Here is a 26,871-nt window from a genome sequence, read left to right as displayed (position 1 = left end):
TGTCATCCATTGGGGAGTACACCATGTTCCATCTTGACTACTGGCAGCAGCGTGTTGCCCGCCAGACTTTCATCGACAGCGCGTTGATCGACGGCCAGCAAATAGGCGCGTTGTCCGGTGCGACCTTCGACGCCATCAACCCTGCGACCAATCAGCTGCTGGCGCGTGTCGCGGCGTGTGGCCCTGAGGAAGTGAACCTGGCGGTGCGTTCTGCCCGCCGTGCTTTCGATTCAGGCCCTTGGCGGCGCATGTCCCCGGGTGAGCGCAAGAAAATCCTGATCAGGCTTTCCGAGCTACTGATGTCCCACCGCGAAGAGCTGGCGCTGCTCGATTCGCTGAACATGGGCAAGCCGGTGATGGACGCCTACAACATAGATGTTCCCGGCGCCGCGCATGTTTTCGCCTGGTACGGCGAAGCCCTCGATAAGGTCTACGATCAGGTCGCGCCCACCGCCCGCAACGCGCTGGCCACCATTACCCGCGAAGCCTTAGGCGTAATTGCTGCCGTGGTGCCGTGGAATTTCCCGCTGGACATGGCCGCGTGGAAACTGGCACCTGCATTGGCCGCTGGCAACAGTGTGGTACTCAAACCTGCCGAGCAATCGCCGTTTTCCGCCCTGCGCCTGGGCCAACTTGCCCTGGAGGCAGGCATTCCGGAAGGCGTGCTGAACGTGGTTCCGGGCCTTGGCGAGAGCGCCGGCAAGGCTTTGGGTTTGCATCCCGACGTCGATTGTCTGGTGTTCACCGGCTCCACTCAGGTTGGTAAATACTTCATGCAGTATTCCGCCCAGTCCAACCTCAAGCAGGTCTGGCTGGAATGCGGCGGCAAGAGCCCCAGCCTGGTGTTCGATGACTGCCAGGACCTGGACCTGGCAGCGGAGAAGGCTGCTTTCGGCATCTTCTTCAATCAGGGCGAAGTGTGCTCAGCCAACTCCCGCCTGTACGTGCAACGCTCCATCCACGACGAATTCATCGAGCGCCTGATCAGCAAGTCGCGCGCATGGATGCCCGGAGACCCGTTGAACCCGGGGAGCGCTGCAGGAGCAATCGTCGACAGCGAGCAAACCTCCCGCATCATGAAAGCAATCAGTCAGGCCCGGGCCGACGGCGCCACGCTGTTGTCCGGTGGTGAGCAGGTGATCATCAATGGTTCATCAAACTTCATCCAGCCGACCCTTTTCGGCAATGTGAAAAGCAACATGAGCCTTTCGCGGGATGAAGTGTTTGGTCCTGTGCTGGCGGTGAGCGCCTTTGACTCTGAGGAGGAGGCCATCCAGCAAGCCAACGACAGCATTTACGGCCTGGCGGCGTCGGTCTGGAGCGACGATTTCAATCGCGCCCATCGTGTGGCGCGCGCCTTGAATGTGGGTACGGTTTCGGTCAATACCGTTGATGCCCTGGACGTGTCGGTGCCCTTTGGTGGCGGCAAGCAGTCGGGTTTCGGTCGCGATCTGTCGCTGCATTCCTTCGACAAATACACGCAACTGAAAACTACATGGTTTCAAATGCGCTGAAGTGACGTTTCGGGTCAGTTTAGCTCTATCATGAGCTAGTGTTCATGTACGCTCTTTCCAATAACTTGTTGGATACTGCCCTCATGAGAGACCTGCCGCCCACCGCGACCTTGCGCGCGTTTGAAGTTGCCACCCGACACTCAACCTTCACTTCAGCCGCACAGGAGCTACATGTCACTCAAAGCGCTGTCAGTCACCAGCTCAAGCATCTTGAGACCCTTTGGGGAGTGCAGTTGTTTGAACGTGGCAAGGCGTTACGCCTCACGGCAGCGGGGGCTACGCTGGCACCCATCGTGCGGGAGTTTTTCATCAGTCTGGAGGCCACTTTGGGTGATTTGCGCGAGCAAAAAGACAGGGTTCGACTCAGCGTCAGCACCACCTATTCCTTTGCGCTCAAATGGCTGCTGCCACGCTTGCCGCGCCTCTCTCGTCAGCACCCCGAGCTGTTGGTCTCGCTGGACACCACGGATAAAATAATCCACTTCTCTCACGGCCAGGCGGATGTTGCGATCAGGCTCGGCAAGGGTAATTACCCAGGGCTGCATTCGGAGTTCCTGTTTGGGGAGCAGGTATTTCCTGTGGCCAGCCCCGAACTGTTGCGGCGCGTCGGGACTCCGCAGAGCCCCGCAGAACTGTTGCATTTCCCGCTGCTGACGCGGGATGGTGCCGAGTTGGTGCCAAAATGGGAGGTGTGGTTTCAAGCCGTTGGACTGGCCTATTTGCCGCTCAAGGAGAGCGTCAGATTTGGCGATACCAATATGACGGTCGAGGCGGCCTTGCTCGGCCAGGGCGTCGCATTGGTGCGCAGCGGGCATGTCGAGAACGAAATCAGCGATGGCCGTTTAGTGCGACTGTTCGATGTGTCGCTTCCATCGCCGCTTGCTTACTACTTCGTCTGCCCCAAGGGAATTGAATCGCAGCCGCACATCGTCAGCTTTCGCGAATGGCTGGTCGGTGAGGCGCTGAAAGTACAACACGTAGACCAGGAGTCATGAGCATCCGTTCATGCTGCGATGAGGAGACTTCGCTGTAGTCCCTGCGCCGGATTGCCTAAAGTGGCGCATGCCTTTTCATCTCATCCTCCTCGTGCTGTTCGCCGCGCTCCTGCATGCCAGCTGGAATGCGCTGCTGCGTAGTGGCGTTGATTGGCCATGTGTTCCTCGGCGAGACGCTCACCGCCCGCCGGATACTGGCGTGCATAGTGATCGCCAGCGGCACCCTCATCATCAGCTGATACTGGAGGCAGGTTTAATGGACAACGTCTCACAAGCACCGCTGATTCTAATCACCGGTGGAAGTCGAGGAGTGGGTGCAGCCACTGCCCGCCTGGCGGCCGCAAGAGGTTATGACGTCGCTATCAGCTACGTTGCCAACGAGCCCGCAGCGCTGGCGGTGGTTGCGGATGTAGAAGCATTGGGGCGCAGGGCATTGGCGATGCGGGCCGACAGTGTGGACCCCCACCAGGTGGCCGATTTGTTCGCGGCCATCGATCGCTCGTTCGGACGCATCGACGTACTGGTCAACAAGCTGGGATGCTGTCGCCTCAGTCACGCCTGGAGGACCTCGGCTTCGAGCGGATGCAGCGAAATGCATATCAGTGGTGGTGAGCCGGGGCGGGTCGATCGAGTCAAGGACTCGATCCCCATGGGGCGGGGTGGTCAGCCGGAGGAAGTGGCACGCGCGATTCTGTGGCTGGCGAGCGCGGAGGCATCATTCGTTACCGGTACCTTCCTCGACGTGACGGGCGGTAAATGAGTCAAAGGCCCGGATCATCGGCTCCCTGCGCTCGGCTTCAAGTAACAGTGGGTTGCCTCACCTTGCGACTCAATCCCGGTGTCTTGCCCGTAATGCGCTTGAATGCGCGACTGAAAGCGGCCTGGGAGGTATAGCCCAAACGCTGCGCCACCTCTTCGATCGGCAGCCTTTCGAGGGTCAGCCACTGGCTGGCCAGCCGCATTCGCAGTTCGGTGACATAGCGCAGCGGGGTCATGCCAATCGTCACCTGGAAGCGATCCGCGAAGACCGAGCGCGAGGTATTGCAGTGCTCGGCCAGCTGCGCAACGGTCCAGTCGCGGCCCGGTTGTTGATGGAGCGCAAGCAGTGCACCGGCCAGGCGTGGATCGCGCAAGGCGGCGACTAACCCAGAGGCATTCCCGCAGGCGCACTCCACCCAGCCGCGAACGACCATGGCCGCCACCACGTCGGCCAACCGCGCGAGGATACCGGCGAAGCCGACACGTGCGGCGCTGACCTCGCGTTCCATGGTGGTCAGGATAGGCACCAATCCGGGGTAACGCTGGCCGCCGGCATCAATCAGCATCAGGCCCGGCATCAGCCGACCAAGACCATGGATGCTGCCCAGTTCAAACTCCATACAACCACTGAACAAAATAGTGCTCGGCGTGGGGCTGGCATGGGTTCCGGTATCCACCGCGCTGACGGTGTCACCGAGGGGCGCGCCATCTAAAAGGTCGATGTCTTGAACAGGCACGTCCGCATGGGAAAACAGTTGATGGGCCGCGCCATGGGAGATGAACACGGCATTGCCGGCGGACAGCGCGTAGGTGCTTCCGTCCTCCATTTGCAGCACCGCAGTGCCGACGGCCACGAAGTGGAACCAGGCGTGCCCAGGTTTTTCCGCGAAGCCCAAACCGAAGGTCGGACCCGTCTGGATACGCCGGTATTCCACGCCACGCAGGCGCATGCCGCGCAACAGCTCGTTGATGAGATCCGAGGAAAGAGCAAACTGATCTGCAGGCATTGTTCAGGTGTTTTAGTCAAAAAGTAGAGATTTCTGATCATAGATCATCCAGCTTTCCCCGCCTAGACTCGGCTCGCAATGAAAATTGGGAGATTCGTGCAATGACTGACTGTGTGTGTAATGCCGTAACCGAACGCCATCCCGGCGTCGGCTCGGACGTAGAGCCTGTGACCCCGGCGTGGATGGCCGTCTTCTCGTTGGCAATGGGGGTGTTCGGATTACTGACCGCTGAGTACCTTCCGGCCAGTTTGCTGACGCTGATGGCTACTGACCTGGGGGTGTCCGAAGCGCTGGCTGGTCAGGCGGTAACGGTGACTGCAGTGGTAGCGCTGTTCGCCGGCTTGTTGGTGCCAGGCCTGACTCGCGGCATCGACCGACGTTGGGTATTGCTGGGCTTTTCCACGTTGATGGTCGCCTCCAATCTGTTGGTCGCCATTTCCTCCAGCTTCGCGGTGCTGTTGCTGATGCGCATCTTGCTGGGCATTGCCCTTGGCGGGTTCTGGAGCATGGCAGCGGCGGTGGCGATGCGCTTGGTGCCGAGTGCTCTGTTGCCCCGGGCGCTATCGATCATTTTTAGCGGCATTGCCATCGGGACGGTCGTTGCGGTGCCGTTGGGCAGCTATCTGGGTGGTCTATATGGCTGGCGCAGCGCGTTCTTTGCAGCGGCGGCGGTCGGCATGGTGACCCTGGCGTTCCAGTCGTTCACTCTGCCGCGCCTTGCGCCTCGCCGGCCCGCACGTCTGCGTACCGTACTCGAGGTGTTGCAGCGCCCGGGCATCGCCATGGGGATGTTTGGTTGTGTGCTGGTGCACAGCGGCCACTTCGCGATGTTTACCTATGTTCGGCCATTCCTTGAAGGGACTACCGGCATCGGCCCGCAAGGCCTGTCACTGATGCTGCTGGGGTTCGGTGTGGCGAACTTCGCCGGCACGCTGTTGGCCGGGAAGCTGCTGGAGCGCCACCCGCTGGCCACTCTGGTGTTGATGCCCGCGCTGGTCGGCGTTGCAGCACTGGCGCTGGTGCTGTTGCCGGCCTCGTTGCCGGGGCAGGCGGTACTGCTGGCGATCTGGGGCTTGGCCTTTGGTGGTGTGCCGGTGGCGTGGTCGAACTGGGTTGCCAGTGCGGTACCTGATCAGGCGGAAAGCGCCGGCGGCATGGTGGTGGCATCTGTGCAGTCAGCCATCGCAACGGGCGCCGCGGCTGGCGGTGCAGTGTTCAGCTTCGGTGGCAGCGCAGGCGTATTCGTCGCGGCGGCCGTGCTGATGCTGCTGGCCGCGCTGCTGATTGCGCTGCGTGTTCGGGTGCCTTCTGCCCATGGCGTTCGCCAGGCCAAACCCGCGTTGCACCTTTGATCCGGTTTGCCAAACCGCTTCGATCCAGTCCGTCATCAGGAGTTAATCCATGAACAATACGACGTCTCACCAAGGACGCCTCAAATCGTTGCGCGCGGCAGGTATCGGCAATGCGCTCGAGTGGTTTGACTGGACCCTGTACGCAACCTTTTCGGTGTATCTGGCAAGCAATCTGTTCGACAAGACCGATGCGCGCTCGGCGATGCTCGCGACCCTGGCTGTGTTTGCGGTTGGCTTTGTCGCACGCCCTGTCGGTGGATGGTTGTTTGGCCGCCTGAGCGACCGGCTGGGGCGTCGGGCCATCATGGTGCTTACCATGCTGCTGCTTGCGATCAGCAGCCTGGGCATCGCGCTTATCCCTGACTACCAGAGCATTGGCTTGTATGCCTCGGTCGCGCTGCTGTTTTTCCGCTTGATGCAAGGGCTCGCCCATGGTGGCGAGACAGGGGTTTCCTACACCTATGTCGCCGAGATCGCCCCAAGCAAGCACCGTGGTTTATGGTCGAGTTCGGTCTATGTGGGGGTGACGCTGGGAGTGATGGCGGCGACGGCCGTGGCGGCAGCGCTGACCTGGATGCTGGGCGCGCAGGCCATGGGTGACTACGGCTGGAGGATCGGCTTCGCCATTGGTGGAGTGCTCGGTATTTACGCGCTGTTTTTGCGCCGCGGTGCACAGGAATCTCATGTCTTCGTAGAGCAGCAGGCGCAAGCGCTGCCGCCGCGCAAGCTGTCCACGGGGGAGATGCTACGCGTCGCGCGTAACATCGTCATGCTTGCTGCGGCCGCCAATGTCACCTACTACGCCTGGGTCACGTTCGGCGCTTCGACCGCGATTGCCCAGGGTATGGACGCCACGGGTGCCTATGTGGCCAGTCTCCTGGCGCAGATCCTGTGTGTGTGCTGGTTGCCGGTCTGCGGGATGTTGTCCGATCGGGTAGGGCGCCGGCCCATGGTCATCGCTTGGGGCCTGGGTGTGATCGTGCTGACCTATCCCATCTCGATAATGGTGACCACTGACCCCTACACGCTGTTTCTGGCCCAAGTGCTGGGGCTAGGCGCCTGGTCGTTGATCGCGGCGATTTTCCCTGCCGTGCTGTGTGAGCAGGTGCCCACCCAGGCACGAGCCCAGGGCGTCGGCCTGGTCTCGTCGGTTTCGGTGGCAATTTTTGGCGGCACGGCCCCCTATCTACACAACTATCTTAGCGGCGCCGACCTTGGCTATCTGTACGTCAGCTATGTCATCGGGTTGGGCGTAGTCACTGTCCTGGCAGGGTTTCTTATCGACGAAACGGCGGGCATCGATCTTGCGCACATCGAGGCGCCTGGTGCTCGAGTCAGCGCTGTCTCACGGCCGTTGATGGCCTCTCGGGACTAAATCAATTGGCTGGTCGATCTGCAGAATCAGCCGATCAAATGGGTATGACTCAATGAATTCCACAGACCGCAAAAACGCCGCTGCACGCGGTGAACGACCAGGCGCCGGCGTGACCGTCAGCCAGACTTCAGGGTCACGTCAAGCCGCGCGCGAGACCTGGGTCGAAGTCCCCTCGAAGTCGGGCCCAGCGGCTGCATGGTGCTACTCGGACCGCCGCGCCTACAGCGCGGGTGATTCGGTCTGCCTGTATCTGTCGTCGAACCGCCCACAAGTGAGACTTCGGATCTATCGTGATGGCGCCATCCCCCGCACGCTGCATACCACCGACAGCCTTGACGCTCGATTCCATCCCATACCCGAACGCGCCTATGAGCATGGCTGCCAATGGCCTGTCTTCATGCAATGGTCAATCCCGGCCGATGCCGAGCAGGGTGGCTATGTAGTGGAAATACGGGATGGTGCTGACTGCGTCCTCGGGCATCATCTGTTCATCGTCAAGGCGGTGCGCAAACGTGAAGATGCCTTGGTGCTCGTTGCGGCCACCTCGACGTGGGCCGCCTATAACGACTGGGGTGGCGCCAATCATTACTTCGGCCTCCACGCGGGCACGCCGCGTGGCCGCTCACCGTTGCTGTCGACGCAGCGCCCCTGGGCGCGAGGGCAGGTCTGGCTGCCGGAGGATGCACCACGTTGTGTCAACGCGACCCGGCCCCGCAAGCCGGGGCCCGCACGCTATGAATTCATCGAATGGGCCAACCTTAACGGCTACGCCAAGTACTACGCGCTGGCGGGGTGGGCTTCCTACGAGAGACCTTTTGTGGCCTGGGCCGAACAGCAAGGTTATACCGTGCATATCCTGACCCAGGACGATTTGCACCACGACCCGCACTCGCTTGAGGGCTACGCCTGCGCCGTCTTCGTCGGGCACGACGAGTACTGGACGCGGGAAATGCGCGACCATGTCGACGCCTTTGTCGAGGGCGGCGGCAAAGTCGCGCGTTTCGCCGGCAATTTCATGTGGCAGATCCGCCTGGAGGATGAGGGCCGGCGGCAGGTGGCCTACAAGTACGACGCTGGTGCGTTCGATCCTGTGGCGGCTACCGAGCCACATCGGCTAACGGGAGCCTGGGAAGATCCGAGCGTAAATCACCCCGGCGCAAAGACGTTCGGGGTGAATGCTCTGCGAGGGATTTACGCTAGTTTTGGAGGAATGGCTCCGCGCAGCCCTCGCGGGTATACAGTCTTCAGGCCTAAGCACTGGTCGTTTACGGGGACGGGCCTGGGTTACGCGGACATGTTCGGAGACGAACCCAACATCTTCGGCTATGAGGTTGATGGCCTGGAATACACGTTCGTCGACGGCCTCCCGGAACCGCTTTACACAGACGGTGCGCCCGGTGGATTGCAAATCCTCGCAATGGGATGGGCGACCAATGCCGAGCATGGCCGGTCCGAGGAGACCTATTCATTCATGCTTGGCGATGGCGATGCCCGGTTTCGGGCTTCCATCCTGGCACCCGACCTTAGCGACGCCAACATCGATTTGCATAGCCGCGGGGCCGGCATGATGGTGCACTTCCACAAAGGTCGAGGCGAAGTCTTTACCGCCGCCACGTGCGAATGGGTGCATGGGCTCATGCAAGCAGACATTTACACCGTGATGATCACAAAAAATGTGCTTGATCGTTTCTTGCGCAATACGCGGGAGGTTCGCTGATCGCCTTAAAAAGAAGGTTCAATCCGAGCGTTGGATCGCCTGGGTACCGGGGATCAGCCTCCTTGAGATCAATGTCGGGGTAAGCACCGATGGAGAAGCGCTTTTCCTTGCCATGCAGCCGATACTCCAATCGCCAAACCTTGGAGGGGGATTAGCCGACCTTGCTCGACGCCTTTACCTCCAAGTAGAGGCCAGGGACTTCGCCATCGGCGTGTTCGCCGGGCGAATTTAGTGGAATTCCATTACAGGCTATCAGGGTCCCCAAAAAACATCTGAATCCGCGAACGCAACCAACGCTCCCCCGGATCGTTATCCTGCGACCCGCGCCAGGCCATGTGCAGTTCGAAAGTCTGCACCGGCAACGGCGGGTCCTCAGCCCGCACTCCGCCCGCCGCCGTCAGCGCTTCGGCCGTGTAATCGGGCACGGTCGCGACGATGTCGGTGCCGCTGAGTAGCGTGCTCAGGCCGTTGAACTGCGGCACGGCCAGCACCACATGCCGTTTGCGCCCGAGTTTTTCCAGCTCTTCATCGATAAAGCCACTCAGGTCGCCGGCGAACGATACCAGCGCATGCGGCCGCGCGCAGAAATCGTCGAGGCTCAGCGGGCCCGGCACGGTATCGGCGCGAAGCAATTTCGGCAGGCTGCGGCGCAGCACCTTGCGTTTGGCGTTGGCCGGCAAGTCTTGCGTGTAGCTCACGCCGATCGAAATTTCACCCGAGGCCAGCAGGCTGGGCATCAGGATGTAGTTGGCGCGACGCACCACCAGCACAATCCCCGGGGATTCAGCGCGCAGGCGCTTGAGCAACATTGGCAGCAGAGCGAATTCCACGTCATCCGACAATCCGATGCGAAACACTGCGGTGCTGGTCGCCGGATCGAACTCGGCAGCGCGGCTGACCGCGGTGGAGATCGAATCCAGGGCGGGCGAGAGCAGGGCGAAGATCTCCACCGCCCGGGCCGAAGGCTCCATGCTGCGGCCGGTGCGCACAAACAGCGGGTCGTCGAACAGTCCGCGCAGGCGTGAGAGCGCCGCGCTGATTGCCGGTTGCCCGAGGAACAGTTTCTCCGCAGCACGGGTCACACTGCGTTCATGCATCAATGTTTCGAAAACGATCAACAGGTTCAGGTCGACACGACGTAGGTCATTACGATTCATCTGGTGTCCTGGCAGAGTCAAAGCTTGACGGGGGCGGTCATATGGGAACAATGGCCGGCATGAATATTACGGGCAAAGGCTGGTACTCTGCACCGAGTAAATTCAGATTTCCTACAATGGTAGCTGCGGTTTCCTACACTTCTTTGACGATGCCGCAGATGTTGCGAATCAATGACAGGCATGTCGACTATTAATAGCCACTGATGGTCTTGGGTCCAAAGCCCATATAGAGTTCAGGGCATTAGAGGTTTCTTTGACGAGGTTTGCGATGTCACGCACGATTCGTTTTCACAAGTTTGGTCCAGCCGAGGTGCTCAAATGCGAAGAGCATGCGGCCGCTCAGCCTGCGCCGGGCGAAGTGCAGGTGCGCGTCGAAGCGATTGGCATCAGCTGGTATGACACGCTCTGGCGTCAGAACCTGGCGTCGTCCCATGCTCGACTGCCATCTGGTCTTGGCAGTGAAATGGCCGGTGTCGTCACCGCGCTAGGCGACGGTGTCGATGACCTGGAAATCGGTGACAAGGTCGCCAGTTTTCCGGCCGAGAGCCCAAACGATTATCCGGTTTACGGCGAACAAATTGTATTGCCGCGCACTGCACTGACCCGCTACCCGGACGTGCTCAGCCCCATCGAGGCCAGCGTGCATTACACGCCGCTCCTGATCGCCTATTTCGGTTATACGGATCTGGCGCGGGTCAAACCTGGGCAATTTGCCTTGGTCACGGACGCCAGTCACTGTGCGGGACCCTCGTTTGTGCAATTGGGTAAAGCCTTGGGCGTGCGAGTGATTGCCGCGACCAAGACGGCCGATGAGCGCGAATACCTGTTATCGCTGGGTGCCGAGAAAGTCATCGTCACCGAGGAAGAGGATCTGCTGCTGCGGATCAACAAGATCACCGACAACCGCGGCGTTGACGTGGTTTTTGACGGTCTTGGCGGCCCGCAGATGTCACTGCTTGGTGATGTGCTGGCGCCTCGCGGCAGTCTGGTGTTGTACGGCCTGCAGGGCGGTAACCAGACGCCGTTCCCGGCGTGTGCAGCGTTCCAGAAGAACATCCAGTTTTTCGTGCACTGCATCGGCAATTTCACTGGCAAACCGGAACTGGGCATCATTCAGGACCAGGTGGCACTGCAACGCGCCTTGCGTGATATCAACCAGTTGACCGCAGACCGCGTGCTGCTGCCGCTGAAAACCCGAGTATTTCCGTTCACCGAGTTTGTCGAAGCGCATCGCTATATGGACGAGTGTCCATGCCGCGAACGAGTCGCGCTGCAGATCGAACCTGCGTAATACACCCCTGAAGAGTCCGTGCCAGCACGGACTTTTTTTCGCCTGTCGTAAAGCCATCAGCGGGGCACCCGTGACACCGCCGGTGAAACCGTTCAGCAACTGAACTGGTTTTTGCTCACCATCTGTATCTTCTAATCAATATTCAAGCCTTGATAATTGAATGATTACTTTCATCTCAAGGAATGAGTCATGGCTGAGTATCATGGTGATACTTTTGACTGCGTGACGTTGATGCATGTGCGAACAATCGTACAGCGCTCTGTTGTTTACAGAATATCCTCTGCTACTTCTTTCCTTATTTCTTGTGCTAATTGTCTGTGGGACGCTGTGGGATATTTCCTAGGACGCTGCTTCGATAGGGCACGCCCCCGTGAAATGGGGGTTTTCAGGTGGCTCATGGTCTGGCGGGCCCTCGGCGAGGTTCAGCCGCGCTGAATAATTAACCCACAAGTTAAGTGTTAGCATTTAACCATCAAGATCTGCACTTATTGATGGCCGGCAATGCCCCGCGCAGTGCTCTTCATTGATTGCGTGATATAGAACTTACAAGCATCAGGTAAACAAGATGACCAGTATCCATGACCAGGCGATGAACTATGTCTATCAACAAGTGCTCCAGCGCCTGCTGAATTATTTTTCGCGGGCTGAACGTACGGCATTACAACTGGTAATACAGCGTTTGGTCCTCGCAGCCGGGGGCATGGATCGCATCGGCGAGTACAAGGTGCTGACGATTCAAACCGGCACCAGAGACAGCTGTTACACCCTGGCGATGCTTCGCGCGGCTCAGTTGAGCATTGCCGGGCGCGCGCCAGTCACGTTTCAACTGCGCGTGGCGTCCTTGCGGTTGAACGGCATCAGCCTGACAGCCCGGGAAAACACTCAGCGCAGCTACAGCGCGCTGTTTTTACACGACGACCCGCGCGTTGAGGTAGTGACGGTAGACGATCGGCAGGTCTTGCCCTTCGACCCGCAGGCGGCGATCTCCGATGCCGGGCGCGAAGCCAATCGCATCAACCTGTTGATGGTGGGGCATCGTCGAGTGCGGGACCAGGCGATCAATGTCTGGGACGACTACTACCTGGCCACCGGCGAATTTTACGGGCAGATCGCGCGCTGGCGGGGCGGTGTCGATGCTTTCGTCTGCAACGAAAATCTGCGCCAGCAAAAGCTCTATATCACTGCGTTGAAACGGGCAGCCGCCAAGGTTGGGGTGCGGATTTGCACCCCTGGCAGCGACGGCTTCGAACAACTTTTTGACGTGCTTGATGAGCTCGGCAACGATTGCTATCGGGCGCTTTATACCAATCAAGGTCAAGCGCCCTGGCGTCCGGCGGAAGAGTTCGAAGCGTGTCGTCGCACTACGTTCGTCGACATTCAAGAGGTACTGGTCAGCAATCTGGAAGAGCGGTGGCCGCTGCTTACCGATTTCCTCGGTTTTCAACCTGACGAACTCTCGGCCCATTTAAGTGATAACGAATGCGTCAGTCCCTCGATCGCGGCTCACCTGCGGGGCCTGCATGCGTGCTTCGTGCAGGGGCGGAGTTATGAGTCAGGAGTAACCGACTATCTGCAGCGCTCTCTGGTGCTGATGCGTCGCAGACAAGTGCCCGAGCGGCTGTGCGATCAAGCTCGGGAAGCCTTCGGTAATCCGCTTCGGGCGTCGGAACGCCGCGCGCAGGCAGCAGCAGACGCACAGCGGCACCTGGGCTTGAGCGAAGCGCAACTCGTATGTCTGCTGTTTGCTCCCTTCAACGAAAGGGGCGCTGCACTGGAGCGTTTTCTGCGCCAGTGCCATCCCGGGATGCTGGTGGCAATGCCCGACCTGCATCGGGCCATGCAAGGCTACTCGGTGCCGGATCAGATTCTGCAATGGATGGTTGATGTCAGCGGTTTATCGGTGGCCCTTATCGGCACCCTTTATCATATGGGCCCCACACCCGAAGTCTACGGGCACACGCCTGAACTGACAGCCGTGGAAAACGCTACTCCCGCGAGCGGTGGCGACACAGCAGCGGCAGGTGAACGGTCCGTAAAACGTTGAAAGGACCACGGGAAACCGACTTTGCCTATCAAGCGGTGTATCGATACCTCACTCACTTGATCAACGAACCGGGCAACGACACGCAGGTCCGGTTGCCATCGCTGCGGCAGTTGTCGGAGCGTTTGAATGTGTCGATTTCGACCATTCAGTACGCTTATTCATTGCTGGAAAAAGAAGGGAGGGTCTTTTCGGTGGCCAAATCCGGCTACTTCGCCGTTCCAGTCTCCTTGATCGATCCGCTGGACAATGGCCGTGATCTGCTGGAAACGGTGTATGCCTGCACCCGACGCCCGGGGTCGCTGGTCTTGAGCGCCGATGAACCGGCATTGCTGCAGCCGTTGGACAGTCCTCTGCTATTGCTGGAGAGGGAATTGCTGCGCCAGTATCCACGCCAGACGGATACGGTTTTACAACCGTGCGGTGAGCTGCAACTGCGCACAGCGCTGGCCGCTCGCTACACCACCTCGGCGCTGCGCTGTTGGCATGCCAATGACGTGTATGTGGGTGCAGACCTGCGCGGCGTCCTGGAAATACTGATTGCGGTTTTAGGCCTCAAAGATGCCACGGTGCTGCTCGAGTCGCCTTGTGATTGGGTGATCTTGCGCCAGTTCCAGACGGCCGGGGTCAATGTGCTGGAATTGCCGCTGCAGCCTGAGGGCGGTGTCGATATCGATCAGCTCAAGGCGTTACTGGAAAACAGGCAGGTGCGCGTGGTGATGGTTTCATCGGCCGTCAGCATGCCGCATGGCAGTCAGGCGCCCGACGAGAACAGGCAGGCTGTCGCGCAACTGTTGGAAGGGCATGGTAGCTGGGTGGTGGAAAATGATTGCCACGGCGAACTGACATTCGAGGCGGGCGGCGGGCGTTTTCGAGATTGGCTGAATCCGGATCGGCTGATCGTGTTCTCGACCCTGGAAAAAATCCTCGGCTCCGAGGCGCCCTACGGATACGTGCTGTCACGGCATTTCAGCGAAGCCTTCCAGCGACATTTTTTGCTGCGCTCGTTTCGCCTGTCGCCGATCCGGCAAAAGGCTATTGCCCGGCTGTTCAGCAACGGTCGGATCGATCAGCATTTGCAGGTCTTACGGCGCTTGCTCAATGAGCGCAAAGGCCACATGACGCAGCTGTTGCAAGAGCGCCTGGGCGATGCCTTGCACTTTGTCGAGCCGCAGGGAGGCGCAACGATCTGGGTGCGTTCGCTGCGCCAAGTGGACGCGCGGCGGGTGTTTCGACGGCTGCTCACGCACCACGTAGTCATCGCGCCGGGGGAACTGTTCAGTCTGCAGGGGCTGCACTGCCAGCATTTTCGCCTGAGCCATACTTTTGGCGGCGATCACGATCTTGCCAGCGCAGTGAGTTTGCTCGGCGATGCCTTGCGCCTGGAATCTCTGGATTAAGCCGCGCGTTAATGCTCGCAGAGGCCGCGTGGATCGATCCCGTCGCGTTGCGGTCCAACTGCCAGTAAACTGCGCTCCATTTCCTGAACCACTCTTTTCCAGAGGTTTTTGCATGACACTCAGTCCTTTTGCGGGCAAACCGGCACCAGCAGAACTGTTGGTCGATATCCCGCGACTGGTGACGGCTTATTACACCGGTCAGCCTGATACGAGCATTTCCACCCAGCGCGTGGCATTCGGCACCTCCGGACACCGGGGTAGCTCGTTCGACCTGAGTTTCAACGAGTGGCACGTTCTGGCCATCAGCCAGGCAATCTGCCTGTACCGCGAGGCCCAAGGCATCGACGGCCCGCTGTTCGTCGGCATCGACACGCACGCGCTCTCGACACCGGCCGGCGCCAGCGCGCTGGAAGTATTGGCGGCCAATGGCGTGACCGTGATGATCGCCGAAGGTGACGAGTACACGCCGACACCGGCCATTTCACACGCCATTCTTTGTTACAACCGCGGCCGCACGTCGGGCCTGGCGGACGGCATCGTGATTACGCCGTCGCACAACCCACCACAAAGTGGCGGTTACAAGTACAACCCCACCAACGGTGGCCCGGCCGATACGCACATCACCAAGTGGATCGAAGCCAAGGCCAACGAACTGCTGGGCAACAAGCTCGCCGGTGTCAAACGCACCAGCCACGAACAGGCGCTGAAGGCGAGCACTACCCATCGCCACGACTACCTCAACACTTATGTCGCTGACCTGATCAACGTGATCGACTTTGATGCCATTCGCGACGCCAAGCTGCATATGGGCGTAGACCCACTGGGCGGAGCAGGGGTGCGCTACTGGTCGGCAATTGCCGAGCACTATCGTCTGGACCTGGAAGTGGTCAACCAACAGGTCGATTCGACGTTCCGCTTCATGACCGTGGATTGGGATGGCCAGATCCGCATGGACCCATCGTCCAGCCATGCGATGCAAGGTTTGATCGGCTTGAAAGACCGCTTTGACGTGGCGTTCGGCTGCGACCCGGATCACGATCGCCACGGCATCGTGACGCCGTCTGGCGGTTTGCTCGCGCCCAACAATTATCTGGCGGTGAGTATCGACTACCTGTTCCAGAATCGTCCGCAATGGCGCGCTGATGCCGCCGTCGGTAAAACCGTGGTCAGCAGCGGGATGATCGACCGTGTCGCCAAGCGTCTGGGTCGTCGCCTGTACGAAGTGCCGGTCGGTTTCAAATGGTTTGCCGACGGCCTGTTCGATGGCTCGCTGGGCTTTGGCGGCGAAGAAAGTGCCGGCGCGTCATTTCTGCGCAAGGATGGCGGCGTGTGGAGCACTGACAAGGACGGTCTGATTCCAGCCCTGCTGGCGGCAGAAATGACCGCGCGCACCGGTCGCGATCCAAGCCAGGCATACCGCGCATTGACCGATGAACTGGGCGAACCGTTCTCGGTGCGCGTCGACGCCAAGGCCAATCCGGAGCAGAAAGCGCTGTTGAGCAAGTTGTCGCCGGATCAGGTCACGTCTACGCAGTTGGCTGGTGAAGCGATTCAGAGCATCCTCAGCCATGCACCAGGTAACGATCAGGCGATTGGCGGCCTGAAAGTCATGACCGAGAACGGCTGGTTCGCGGCGCGTCCATCCGGGACCGAGGACATCTACAAGATTTACGCAGAGAGCTTCGTCAGCGACCAGCATCTGAAGCTGTTGGTGGCCGAAGCGCAAACGCTGGTGGATGGCGCTATTTCCGCTAAGTGAATGAACGCCCGCCAGTACTCAGCACCCTGTGAGAGCGGGCTTGCTCGCGAAGACGTCACTTTAGGCGCTGAAGCACTGGCCTGAAACAAAATGGGCGACCTCCACGGTCGCCCATTTTTTGCGCGGCATTCAGCCATTCAAGCCAAATCGACTAAGACAATTTCACTGTCTTCAACCGCCGTCACCCGCAATACTTGCTCATCGACCACTGCAACACCGTCTCGAGCTTGTGCTCGCAAGCCATTGACTTCAATGACGCCGGTGGACGGAACCAGGTAAGCGCGTCGGCCATTGTCCAGGCGATATTCAGCCGACTCGCCCGCTTTTAGATTGGCCGCGACCAAGCGCGCATCCGCACGGATTCGCAGGCTCTGATCGTCGCCGGCATTACCGCTGGCCAATGTCACAAAGCCTTCGCGTTGCCCCTTGGGGAAGGGCTTGGCGCCCCACGAAGGTGCTGCCCCGGCTTCGTTCGGGATGATCCAGATCTGGAAGATTTTGGTTTCGCTCGATTCCAGGTTGTATTCGCTATGAGCGATGCCGGTGCCAGCGCTCATGACCTGCACATCGCCTGCCTCAGTGCGGCCTTTATTGCCCAGATTATCCTCGTGGGTAATGGCCCCTTCGCGCACATAGGTGATGATTTCCATGTCGCGGTGAGGGTGCTTCGGGAAGCCCGTGCCGGCAGCGATGATGTCGTCGTTCCACACGCGCAGGTTGCCCCAGTTCATACGCTCAGGGTCGTAATACTCGGCGAACGAAAAATGGTGATGGGCATCCAACCAGCCATGGTGGGCGCCGCCCAGTCGATTGAAAGGTCTGAGTTCGAGCATGTTCGTCTCCTGGATAGGGTGGTAATGGCGAGCATCATCAATCAGGTATCCATCGATAAAAAGCGCAAAAACTGCCGCGCTATGATCGATTAACTTGATGTTTAGAGCGGTGCTTCAATTCCTACGCCACCTTCACTTCATCGCATAAGCCAATGACCTGTAAGCATTTCACTAGAAATGAAAAGCAAATGCGCACACCATAGCTTCAACAGCCTCACACCCTGGAGTCAGCCCGCGTGCCGCAACACACCCCCGAACTTCCTCCCGAATTACGTCCCTTGGCCGAGATGCCGCTAATCAAACGTTTGGCCGCGCGATTTTTCGGGCATGGCCTGACCCGTCTACGCGCTCAGCACCGGGCGTCCTGGCTGCACGGGCAGGCGGATGGCTTCCGTAGCGGGCACAGCGCCGGCGTTGATTACGGTTATAAAGAAGGCAAGCTGGAGGGGATGGAGGAAGGTCGGCAGGTATTGCTTATCCGCGATTCGCGCTCCACTGAGCACCGTCCGCCGAACATCGATGACAATTTGTTCGATGACTGGCGTCTGCCTTTGACGGCAGAATTGAAGAAACGCATGAAGGCCGACGTCGCCCGATTGCTGGCGCCCCACGCGCAGCCCAGCGCTGCGCAATGGAAGATGATCTTCAGCGATACGCCATCAACCTCGGTGATTGCCGGCGCAGGTGCGGGCAAATCCACCACGCTGGTGCTGCGTATTCTGCTGCTCAGCCATTATCTGGGCTTTGAACTCAGCTCGATGACCGTGGTGACGTTCACTCGAGAATCGCGCAAGGACTTCATCAACAAACTGATCGAATTATTCGCGCTGTGGGGGCGGGTAATCAGTGCTGTGGAGGCGCGAGAGCTGGTGCGCACCTTCCATTCGCGCATATTGCCGATGGTCCGTAGACTGCCGGGCTTCGAGCGCCTGCAGGCGTTCGAAAACCTCAGCCATCGCGCACAGGGTCAGGATGAGGACGTCGACAGCAACCCATTTGATCTGCGCATCAACGACGCGCAACGTCAGCAGCTCAATGCCTGTTATCACCAATTGCATACCAATGACGAGCGATTCCGCGAGCTGATCAAACCGCTGTCCCGGCATGCCTTGCAACTCAAGGAGCTGGAGCGCGATCACCCCGACGTGCAGAAGCGTGTGGCTGTGACCGAATTGGCGGCCAAGCGCGACGAAGAACTCTGCGATCTGATCGAGGATTTGTGGTTCGGCGCCGGTGCCTGGCCGATCAAGGGCATCGAGCCAAAGCGCCAGACGTTCGATATTAATGGCTCTATTTTATATAGCCATGGCTACATTCCGAGCCTGGATGCCTGGGTAGTGCTGGGGTTCGATCCTCGCGAAAACCCGCAGGTCAGCCGGCCAGGTTCCAAATTATCGGTCCGTGCAGAATGGGCAGTAAAACGTACCTTGTTTCAAGCTTTCTGCCGTAAGCCGTTGATATGGCTAGATAGTTACGAGATGTCCAAGCGCGTTTTGGCTTCGTTGGCTGGCGATGCCAGCGCCGGCCCGGGCTTCGAATACAAGGTCAAGGGTGAGCTGGGTTCTGCGCCGTTGCTGGACTGTTTTGTGGCGGCTGCCGGGTTCATCGAGAACCTCGGGCTCGACGTTCCCAACGCTGTCGGCCAGATGAGTTTCGCCAAAGACGATCCGGATCGGTTCTTCTTCGAGGCTCTGAGCCTGTATTGGCGCGCACTGGAAGATCACCTGCTGGACCAGAAGCCGCCGGTCATGACGTACAACCGCATGTTCGCTCTGTTCAGCGAGCATTCACCGGAAAACCTGAAGCTGTTGAGCGATGAATTGCTGCGACCCATGTCGCACCTGATGATCGACGAATTTCAGGACGTTTCACCGCAGATCGTCTCTTGGATACGGGCAAGTCTCGCCGAGATTCGCAGTCGTGGCCCGGCAATGCACGTAGGTCGCGGTGCGCAGCGGTCGTCCTTGTTGTGCGTCGGTGATGACTGGCAGTCGATCTACGGCTGGCGGGGCAGCTCGCCGACGTATTTCATGGAATTCAACAAGGAATTCCCGTCGCCGAGCAGCACAAAAGTCATGCTCAGCGAAAACTACCGCAGCCACCAGCACATCATTGATGCTGCTGAACACATCGTGCGCGCAGCGCCCGCTATTGCCGGGAAAAAGGCCAAGGCCAGCGGTAAGGCGCAATCCTTGCTGCCGGTAGAAGTCCTGGAACGCGACGATCAGGGCTTGGCCGCGAGGCTGATGGATCACTACAAACAGGGCGATTCAATCCTTATGCTGTATCGAAAAAGTGGCGATAAGTTATTGATCGAACAGCACATCCGGTCCGTAGTTAATGCTGATTCTAGCTTGCCATTCGAATTGCGCAGGTTGAAACAGTTGACCTACCACAGTGCCAAGGGCCTGCAGGCTGATGCCGTTTTCCTGCTGGGGGACTGCCAGCATTTGACCAGTTCGCCGTACAAGAATCAGGTGTACCGCATGGCCGGATTAGGCAAGGCCGAGGATAACGAAGCCTACGATAACGCGCAGAAGGATGAGATTTTGCGATTGGCGTATGTCGGCATCACTCGTGCGGTGAGCCACTGCTATTGGTATGTGGATGCGTCCGACACCCAAGCGGCGAATATGCCCAAGGCCTCTGATCGAGTGGACAAGAGCAAACCGTTCTTTATTGATCATCGGGGCATGTAAGCGCTGTGTGCCGCTAAACATAACTTGTAGCAGCCGGCGCAGCCTGCGTCCCGTTGCGCAGCAGGGTCAGGTAAACGGTCTTTGGAGTAGACGGCTGCTACGCAGCCGGACGCAGGCTGCGCCAGCTGCTACAGGATCATGTACTGAGCTTCACGCATAACTGCGCAGCGCAGCAGAAGGCACAAACGCCTCCAGCTCATCTTCAACCGCTTCAATGATTCGCTCGACATCCGCAGCGTTCATCACCGTCGCACACGGAATGCCGGCAATGGCAATCATGGTCTCGCCACTGGCACGGTCAAACAGACGGGCAATCATGCTGCCCGGCGCATCCATGCTCGCCTCGAATCCCATGGGATGAAAATGCCAGCGCATCAGCTGGCAGGCGTTTGGAAAGGTAACTTTGTTGCTGAAGCCCTTGTTCATGTGTGGCCCACCTGCATCATCGAGCGCTTCCGTTAGCTCATGTTAGGAGGGAAGAGCCTTCAATGGCTCAACCGGTGACTGCCATTAAAAGTAGCATCTGGATGTGAAATAAATGTGGATTTCTCAGGCCGTTTGGCGATTGGTTCCGTTTTTTTTGATCCGGGTCACAGCGTGGCATTGTCTAACAAAACTACATTATCGATTGATCGTTGATCGGGGCAGCGAATTTCGGCAAGCTCGGGTTTTCCGTACAGAGCCGTCTATGCACGTCGATGATGATGGTCCGCTGCAGACCGAGGCCACGCGCGATACCGTCATGCGCTATCACCTGCGCTGGAAACACCGGGACCTGGACGGGGTCATGGCGCTGTATCACCCCGAGGTTCAATACAACGACTTCTTCCAGGACCGCGTCATGGGCCTGAATGAATTGCGCGAGTACGTGCGCAGCAGTATGCCTCGGGATCCGGACGAGGCCCTTGAGCATTCGGACCGAATTCGTCTGGATGGCAACACGGCGTTCATTCAATACCGCATCACCTTGCGTGGCGGTGAAGGGCTGGTGTCGTTTCGGGCCAGCGAGGCGATTACCGTACGAGACGGTCTGATCTGGCGGATCAATGAGTACGCGTCTCTTGTGCATGAGCATCACGTCGGCACCAGTGCCGCCGCGAAGCGCCCAGCGGTCAGCCGCCTGGGGTTGTCGCCGCGCCAGTTGAGCTTTATGGCCGATGACCTGCAACAGTATTTCCAGCGTCAGCAGCCGTATCTTGACCCTGCGCTCGACCTGCAACGGGTGGCCAAGGAGAGCGGGTACAGCCGCAATCAGATTTCCTATCTGCTCAACCAGGTGCTCGGTCAAAGCTTCTATCGCTACGTCAACCAGGCACGCTTGCAACACTTGCTCGGAGCACTGGACAAGGCCACAACGCCGGTACGCATCGACGACCTGGCCTTCGCCGCCGGCTTCAATTCCTTGTCGGCGTTCTACAGCTGTTTTCGTCAGCACACCGGGCAGTCGCCAAAGGCTTACGTCAAACAAATTTCTTTGCGTGCACGCGCGCAAGACAATCCCTTAGACCCCGCACTAGGATCGACGCCATCGAAGTTTGATTGATGGAGTCTGGCATGTCGGCGTGGCGCAACATCAGTTTATGGATGGACCAACTCGACGAGCCGTTAAGTGCACGTCCGCCCCTGGAGCAGGATCTGGATGTCGACGTCGCGATCATCGGCGCCGGCTATACCGGCCTTTGGACCGCTTACTACCTCAAACGTCTGGCACCTGAGTTGAACATCGCCATCGTCGAAGCGCAGACAGCCGGTTTCGGTGCGTCCGGGCGCAACGGTGGCTGGTTGATGGGCAACATCCTTGGCGAAGACCGCTTGCTTGCCGATCTGTTGCCGCAGCAACGGCGTGCTTCCTACGACCTGTTGCACAGCATCCCCGATGAAGTGGAGGTGGTGCTTGAGCGTGAAGGCATCGCCTGCGATTACCGTAAAGGCGGGGTGTTGTATTGCGCTGCACGCTATCCCGAGCAGGAAACAAGCCTGCGCCAGTACCTCGACAAACTCTACAGCCAAGGGCTCACCGAGCACGATTATCGCTGGCTCGACCGTGAGCAACTCGCGCAACAGGTCCGCGTGGCCAAACCTTACGGCGGCATCTACGCCCCGCACGTCGCCACGCTGAATCCGGCGAAACTGGTGCGCGGGCTGGCCCGGACGGTCGAGCGCCTGGGCGTCAAGATCTACGAAAACAGTGCGGTCACCCATTGGCGTTCGGGCAGTTTGCGCACTGACAAGGCTCAGGTTCGTGCCCGTTGGGTTGTGCCGGCCGTAGAAGGTTACGCCACGACGTTGCCACCGCTGGGCCGCTATCAGTTGCCGGTGCAGAGCCTGATTGTGGCCACCGAGCCACTTCCCGCTGCGACCTGGGACGCTATCGGTCTGAGCCATGGCCAGGCGTTCAGCGAAAGCAGCCGTCAAGTCACCTATGGCCAGCGCACCGCCGACAACCGTCTGGTATTTGGCGCCCGCGGCGGCTATCAGTTTGCCGGCAAGTTGCGGCATCACTTTGACCTGACCACCAATGAAGTTGAACTGCGCCGTTACCTGTTCAGCGAGCTGTTTCCGCAACTCAAGGACGTGCGCATTACGCATGCCTGGGGCGGCAATCTGGGGATGTCGCGGCGGTTCCAGCCGCACATGCTCTGCGATCAGGCAAGCGGCATTGCGCTCGCGGGCGGCTACGGCGGCGAAGGCGTGGGTGCCAGCAACCTGGCCGGTCGAACCCTGGCGGACCTGATTCTGCACCGCGACAGCGAACTGGTCAGTCAGCCCTGGGTGATCACTCAGGGTGGCCTTCAGGCGCTCAAGGCGTGGGAACCGGAACCCTGCCGCTGGCTCGGTTACAACGCGATCATCCGCAGCTTTGTCCACGAGGATCAGACGCTGGCCAACCCGGCAAGCCCACCGTGGCGGCGTACCTTGTCCACCCGCGTGGCCGGGTTCATGGAAGGTTTGATGCAGTAATCACCACGCTTTTCATCCAAAGGCTTCATCGAGGTAACCCTATGAGCATCACCCAATTCAAAAACACCGCCACCCTTGAGCTGCAGGAGTCGAACCCGGTGGCCGTGCCATTGGGCACCCCGGTCGCTGTGGCGTCGACCACCAGCGTTGAACGCGACGATGGCGTCGAAACCGGCGTGTGGGAATGCACGCCCGGCCGCTGGCGGCGGCAGATCGTTGCTCAGGAATTCTGCCATTTCATTCAAGGGCGCTGCACGTTCACCCCGGACGACGGCGAAACCCTGCGCATAGAAGCGGGCGACGCACTGATGTTACCGGCCAACACCCTCGGTATCTGGGACATCCAGGAAACCGTGCGCAAGAGCTACGTTTTGATTTTCTGAACCTTGATCCTTTGATTGCCTGCCAGCCCTAAAAAAGACAAAAGTAACTACAGGAATCGACTCATGAATCGCAAGACACTGACACTGGCCCCACTGGCACTGGTCGCGACCCTCGGTCACGCGGCCGAAACGGTCAAAATCTACAACTGGTCGGAATACATCGCGCCGGACACCACGAAGAATTTCCAGAAAGAAACCGGTATACGCTTCAGCTACGACGTCTACGACAGCAACGAAACCCTGGATGGCAAGTTGATGACCGGCAAATCCGGTTATGACGTGGTGTTCCCGTCCAATCACTTCATGGCCCGACAGATTCAAGGCGGGGCGCTGAAGAAACTCGACAAGAGCCAGCTGCCGAACTGGAAAAACCTTAACCCGGTGTTGCTCACGGCGTTGCAGACCAACGATCCGGGTAACGAGCACGGTTTTCCGTACCTTTGGGGCAGCACCGGCATCGGCTACAACGTTGCCAAGGTCAAAGAGGTGTTGGGTGACAATGCGCCGGTGGATTCCTGGGATTTGATCTTCAAACCCGAGTACATGGAAAAACTGCAGAAGTGCGGCGTTGCGATTCTCGATAACGGCCCGGAGATGTTGCCCGCCGCCCTGAACTATCTGGGGTTGCCGCACCACAGTAAAAACCCGGAAGACTACAAAAAAGCCGAAGCGTTGCTGATGAAGGTCCGCCCCTACGTCAGCTATTTCCACTCGTCCAAATACACCAGCGACCTGGCCAATGGTGACATCTGCGTAGCGGTCGGTTTCTCCGGCGACATTCTGCAAGCGGATAGCCGCGCCAAGGAAGCCAGGAACGGCGTGGAAATCGGCTACGCGATTCCCAAAGAAGGTGCGCCTATCTGGTTCGACATGGTCGCCATGCCGGTTGACGCGCCGGACGAGAAGGCCGGCTACGCCTTCATGAACTACCTGCTACGCCCGGAGGTGACCGCCAGCATCACCAACCACGTGCATTACGCCAATGGCAACGAGCAGGCGGACAACCTGATCGATCCGGCGATCAAGAACGACACCAAGGTGTACCCAAGCCCGGAAATGATGAACAAGTTGTTTGCGCTGGAGGCCATGCCGCTGAACATCGACCGGATTCGCACGCGGTTGTGGAACAAGATTCGCACGGGGGGTTGAGGCATATTTTGTAAGGATTGGGTGCCTGTCGGGCGTTTGGTATCGCGGTAGATTCTTGCCTCTCAGGAACGGGTTGGAGGCAATGGAATGCGGATATTTACGAGTGCAGGACGTCTGAGGGTCGGTCGGTTTTCAGGGGTTGGGAGGGTTTATCTGCTTACGGCTGTCGTTGATCAACGACAGCCGTTTTTTTGTGATTGGCGGTTGGGGAGGTTGGTTGTTCGGGAATTTCGTGCAGCACAGGAGGAGGGTTGGGCGGAATTTTCGGCGTGGGTTGTGATGCCGGATCATATGCATTGTTTGGTGGAGCTGCGCCAAAAAACGCTGTCCGATCTTACGCGTCGTATCAAATCGCGAAGCAGTGTTGCCGTTAATCAGGCCTTGGGCCGGCGAGGGCGACTGTGGCAAAAGGGCTACCACGATCGAGCGGTTCGGCGAGAGGATGATGTGAAACACCTTGCCCGATACGTTGTAGCCAACCCCATACGTGCCGGCCTGGTCACCCGCGTCCATGACTACCCACTCTGGGACGCGTGCTGGTTATGAAAATTTGACGACTGGGATCTGCGCCGGACGCAACCTGCGTTCGGCTCCGGCATGTCCGGACGCAGCCTTCGGCAGCTGCTACAGGTCAGTTGTACGTTGTGATATTTCTCCGACCCGAGAAATGAGACGTGATAGACACAAACCGGTTTTGCCGTTATTTGATTTCTAAATTCAAGTTTGAATGGTCGCTTATTAAAAATCCCTGTTATTGCTCACTATAGAGCTCTAATAGGGCGATCAATTGGGGAAACTTGCCGTGGCAATCGTGTTTGCATCCAAAAAAAATCAGTAGACGGTTGATTTCGAATTGTGTCAGTTTTCTTTCGCCTTCATTGCGCGAGTGATTGGACGATCTCGCCGGAGATCGTTCTATTCCATAAAACTGAACCATAGCTAAACAAGGAAGTGTGTTTATGTCGAAACTAAAAAACACCGCTATTGATAATGCCGAGCAGGCCTTCCAGCCATTCGGTGGGTTGGCAGCTGCGAGTACTGCATACAACCAGATCAATACATTCGCCCATCAATATGACCGTGGTGGCAATCTGACCGTCAATGGCAAACCCTCGTACTCGGTCGATCAGGCCGCCACGCAGTTGCTGCGCGACGGCGCTGCCTATCAGGATAAGGATGGCAGCGGCAAAATCGAACTGACCTGCACGTTCCTGACTTCCGCTTCGTCCAGCGTCATGAACAAACACGGGATCAGCGGCTTCAGCCAGTTCAGCGCCCAACAAAAAGCCCAGGCCGCACTCGCGATGCAATCCTGGGCAGACGTCTCCAAAGTGACCTTCACTGAAAAGGCCACGGGCGGCGATTCGCACATGACCTTCGGCAACTACAGCGGTGGCCAGGATGGTGCAGCGGCCTTTGCCTACCTGCCAGGAACGGGTGCCGGTTATGACGGTACTTCCTGGTACCTGACCAACAGAAGCTACACGGCCAACCAGAACCCGGAGCTGAACAACTACGGCCGTCAGACCCTGACCCACGAAATCGGCCACTCCCTGGGCCTCGCCCATCCCGGCGACTACAACGCGGGCAACGGCAATCCGACCTACAACGACGCTACCTACGGGCAGGACACTCGCGGCTACAGCGTCATGAGCTACTGGAGTGAAAGCAATACCGCCCAGGATTTCACCAAGGGCGGCGTCGAAGCCTACGCCGCGGGCCCGTTGATGGATGACATTGCCGCCATCCAGAAGCTCTACGGCGCCAATACCACCACCCGCACCGGCGACACCACTTACGGCTTCAACTCCAACGCCGGGCGCGATTTTCTGAGCGCCTCTTCCTCGTCCGACAAAGTGGTGTTCTCGGTTTGGGATGCGGGCGGCAAGGACACTCTGGACTTTTCCGGTTTCACCCAGAACCAGAAAATCAACCTTAATGAAGCCTCATTCTCCGACGTTGGCGGCATGAAAGGCAACGTGTCGATTGCCAAAGGTGTATCGGTCGAAAACGCCTTGGGCGGTTCCGGCAGTGACTTGCTGATTGGCAACGGTGCGGCCAACGAACTCAAGGGAGGTGCCGGCAATGACATCCTTTGGGGTGCCGGCGGCGCGGACAAGCTGTGGGGCGGCGCAGGTTCGGACACTTTTGTGTTCGCCGCGAGCAGCGATTCCAAGCCAGGTGCAATCGACCAGATCCTTGATTTCGTCAGTGGCCTGGACAAGATCGACTTGACCGCTATCACCAAAGGCGCGGGCCTGCACTTCGTGAATGCGTTCAGCGGCGCGGCCGGCGATGCGGTGTTGAGCTCGTCTGGCGGCAACAGCCAGTTGGCGGTGGACTTCTCTGGCCATGGCGTGGCTGATTTCCTCGTCAGCACCGTAGGCCAGGCGGCAGTCTCGGACATTGCCGCGTGATGTGAAGCGCAAAGGAGGGCGGCGCAGACGCGCTGCTTTCTGCATCCGCGAGGAGTGACAAA

At 58.9% G+C, this 26,871-nt stretch carries 21 protein-coding genes and 2 pseudogenes; 18 read left to right on the top strand and 5 right to left on the bottom strand.

Translation table 11 applies throughout. The annotated features are described in order from the left end of the window. Nucleotides 1-23 precede the first annotated feature (23 nt). The 4 genes and pseudogenes from ACYZTS_RS20595 (at nt 24) to ACYZTS_RS20580 (ending at nt 3,269) form a co-directional block, all read left to right on the top strand. A complete protein-coding gene (locus ACYZTS_RS20595) occupies nt 24-1,514 on the top strand; it encodes an aldehyde dehydrogenase (protein ID WP_461991692.1) in 1,491 nt (496 codons plus the stop codon). Nucleotides 1,515-1,597: 83 nt separating this feature from the next. Then, entirely contained in the window at nt 1,598-2,509 is a 912-nt protein-coding gene (gcvA, locus tag ACYZTS_RS20590; protein ID WP_461996497.1) for a transcriptional regulator GcvA, read from the top strand. Between the two features lie 143 nt (nt 2,510-2,652). Beyond that, nucleotides 2,653-2,748, top strand: a pseudogene (locus ACYZTS_RS20585) (EamA family transporter); the annotation flags it as partial. A 17-nt stretch (nt 2,749-2,765) separates the two neighbouring features. Continuing rightward, complete coding sequence (locus ACYZTS_RS20580; protein WP_461991690.1) at nt 2,766-3,269, top strand: SDR family oxidoreductase; 504 nt, start codon at nt 2,766-2,768, stop codon at nt 3,267-3,269. A 37-nt stretch (nt 3,270-3,306) separates the two neighbouring features. On the opposite strand, the gene ACYZTS_RS20575 is transcribed toward ACYZTS_RS20580, so the two are convergent. After that, on the bottom strand, nt 3,307-4,275 hold the full coding sequence (locus ACYZTS_RS20575; protein ID WP_028622776.1) for an AraC family transcriptional regulator: 969 nt from the start codon (nt 4,273-4,275) through the stop codon (nt 3,307-3,309). A 101-nt stretch (nt 4,276-4,376) separates the two neighbouring features. Between ACYZTS_RS20575 and ACYZTS_RS20570 the strand changes: the two genes are divergently transcribed. The 3 genes from ACYZTS_RS20570 to ACYZTS_RS20560 all read left to right on the top strand — a co-directional run bounded on the left by ACYZTS_RS20570 (nt 4,377) and on the right by ACYZTS_RS20560 (nt 8,719). Next, complete coding sequence (locus ACYZTS_RS20570) at nt 4,377-5,627, top strand: MFS transporter (RefSeq protein WP_461991687.1); 1,251 nt, start codon at nt 4,377-4,379, stop codon at nt 5,625-5,627. Between the two features lie 49 nt (nt 5,628-5,676). Continuing rightward, nucleotides 5,677-7,002 (top strand): MFS transporter, encoded by a 1,326-nt coding sequence (locus ACYZTS_RS20565; RefSeq protein WP_461991685.1) that lies wholly within the window; start codon nt 5,677-5,679, stop codon nt 7,000-7,002. A gap of 109 nt (nt 7,003-7,111) precedes the next feature. Then, the gene (locus tag ACYZTS_RS20560; RefSeq protein WP_461991683.1) at nt 7,112-8,719 is read left to right on the top strand and encodes a N,N-dimethylformamidase beta subunit family domain-containing protein; all 1,608 of its coding nucleotides are present in this window, start codon (nt 7,112-7,114) and stop codon (nt 8,717-8,719) included. A 55-nt stretch (nt 8,720-8,774) separates the two neighbouring features. Here the strand turns inward: ACYZTS_RS20560 and ACYZTS_RS20555 are convergent. Next, nucleotides 8,775-8,984: pseudogene (locus ACYZTS_RS20555) on the bottom strand (Arm DNA-binding domain-containing protein); the annotation flags it as partial. Next, entirely contained in the window at nt 8,962-9,876 is a 915-nt protein-coding gene (locus ACYZTS_RS20550) for a LysR family transcriptional regulator (protein WP_028624585.1), read from the bottom strand. The gene ACYZTS_RS20550 and the pseudogene ACYZTS_RS20555, both read right to left, overlap by 23 nt. Before the next feature lie 268 nt (nt 9,877-10,144). Between ACYZTS_RS20550 and ACYZTS_RS20545 the strand changes: the two genes are divergently transcribed. The 4 genes from ACYZTS_RS20545 (at nt 10,145) to pgm (ending at nt 16,367) form a co-directional block, all read left to right on the top strand. Beyond that, complete coding sequence (locus ACYZTS_RS20545) at nt 10,145-11,167, top strand: zinc-dependent alcohol dehydrogenase family protein (protein WP_461991681.1); 1,023 nt, start codon at nt 10,145-10,147, stop codon at nt 11,165-11,167. 565 nt (nt 11,168-11,732) lie between these two features. After that, the gene (locus ACYZTS_RS20540) at nt 11,733-13,211 is read left to right on the top strand and encodes a hypothetical protein (protein WP_461991679.1); all 1,479 of its coding nucleotides are present in this window, start codon (nt 11,733-11,735) and stop codon (nt 13,209-13,211) included. Further along, nucleotides 13,208-14,608, top strand: coding sequence for an aminotransferase-like domain-containing protein (locus tag ACYZTS_RS20535; protein ID WP_461991677.1), 1,401 nt, complete (start codon nt 13,208-13,210; stop codon nt 14,606-14,608). Before ACYZTS_RS20540 ends, ACYZTS_RS20535 begins: the two co-directional genes overlap by 4 nt. 112 nt (nt 14,609-14,720) lie before the next feature. Then, nucleotides 14,721-16,367 (top strand): phosphoglucomutase (alpha-D-glucose-1,6-bisphosphate-dependent), encoded by a 1,647-nt coding sequence (gene pgm / locus ACYZTS_RS20530; protein WP_461991675.1) that lies wholly within the window; start codon nt 14,721-14,723, stop codon nt 16,365-16,367. 137 nt (nt 16,368-16,504) lie between these two features. Here pgm and ACYZTS_RS20525 read toward each other — a convergent pair whose 3' ends face one another. Next, nucleotides 16,505-17,200, bottom strand: coding sequence for a pirin family protein (locus ACYZTS_RS20525; protein WP_461991673.1), 696 nt, complete (start codon nt 17,198-17,200; stop codon nt 16,505-16,507). Nucleotides 17,201-17,436: 236 nt separating this feature from the next. On the opposite strand from ACYZTS_RS20525, the gene ACYZTS_RS20520 reads away from it, so the two are divergent. Beyond that, nucleotides 17,437-19,899, top strand: a complete 2,463-nt coding sequence (locus tag ACYZTS_RS20520; protein WP_461991671.1) for a UvrD-helicase domain-containing protein — start codon at nt 17,437-17,439, stop codon at nt 19,897-19,899. 150 nt (nt 19,900-20,049) lie between these two features. On the opposite strand, the gene ACYZTS_RS20515 is transcribed toward ACYZTS_RS20520, so the two are convergent. After that, a complete protein-coding gene (locus ACYZTS_RS20515; protein ID WP_028620213.1) occupies nt 20,050-20,325 on the bottom strand; it encodes a DUF1652 domain-containing protein in 276 nt (91 codons plus the stop codon). Between the two features lie 262 nt (nt 20,326-20,587). Here ACYZTS_RS20515 and ACYZTS_RS20510 point away from each other — a divergent pair, with 262 nt between their 5' ends. The 6 genes from ACYZTS_RS20510 to ACYZTS_RS20485 all read left to right on the top strand — a co-directional run bounded on the left by ACYZTS_RS20510 (nt 20,588) and on the right by ACYZTS_RS20485 (nt 26,809). Further along, a complete protein-coding gene (locus ACYZTS_RS20510) occupies nt 20,588-21,442 on the top strand; it encodes an AraC family transcriptional regulator (protein WP_461991669.1) in 855 nt (284 codons plus the stop codon). An 11-nt stretch (nt 21,443-21,453) separates the two neighbouring features. Then, a complete protein-coding gene (locus tag ACYZTS_RS20505) occupies nt 21,454-22,860 on the top strand; it encodes an NAD(P)/FAD-dependent oxidoreductase (protein ID WP_461991667.1) in 1,407 nt (468 codons plus the stop codon). A 41-nt stretch (nt 22,861-22,901) separates the two neighbouring features. Then, a complete protein-coding gene (locus ACYZTS_RS20500) occupies nt 22,902-23,243 on the top strand; it encodes a cupin domain-containing protein (protein ID WP_461991666.1) in 342 nt (113 codons plus the stop codon). 63 nt (nt 23,244-23,306) lie between these two features. Further along, nucleotides 23,307-24,392 (top strand): polyamine ABC transporter substrate-binding protein, encoded by a 1,086-nt coding sequence (locus tag ACYZTS_RS20495; RefSeq protein ID WP_461991664.1) that lies wholly within the window; start codon nt 23,307-23,309, stop codon nt 24,390-24,392. A gap of 87 nt (nt 24,393-24,479) precedes the next feature. Then, complete coding sequence (locus ACYZTS_RS20490) at nt 24,480-24,938, top strand: REP-associated tyrosine transposase (protein ID WP_461991663.1); 459 nt, start codon at nt 24,480-24,482, stop codon at nt 24,936-24,938. A gap of 413 nt (nt 24,939-25,351) precedes the next feature. After that, entirely contained in the window at nt 25,352-26,809 is a 1,458-nt protein-coding gene (locus ACYZTS_RS20485; RefSeq protein WP_461991661.1) for a serralysin family metalloprotease, read from the top strand. The last annotated feature ends 62 nt before the right edge of the window (nt 26,810-26,871 follow it).

Source organism: Pseudomonas sp. TMB3-21 (genome assembly GCF_054898145.1).
This window is presented reverse-complemented; position numbering and strand designations above follow the sequence as displayed.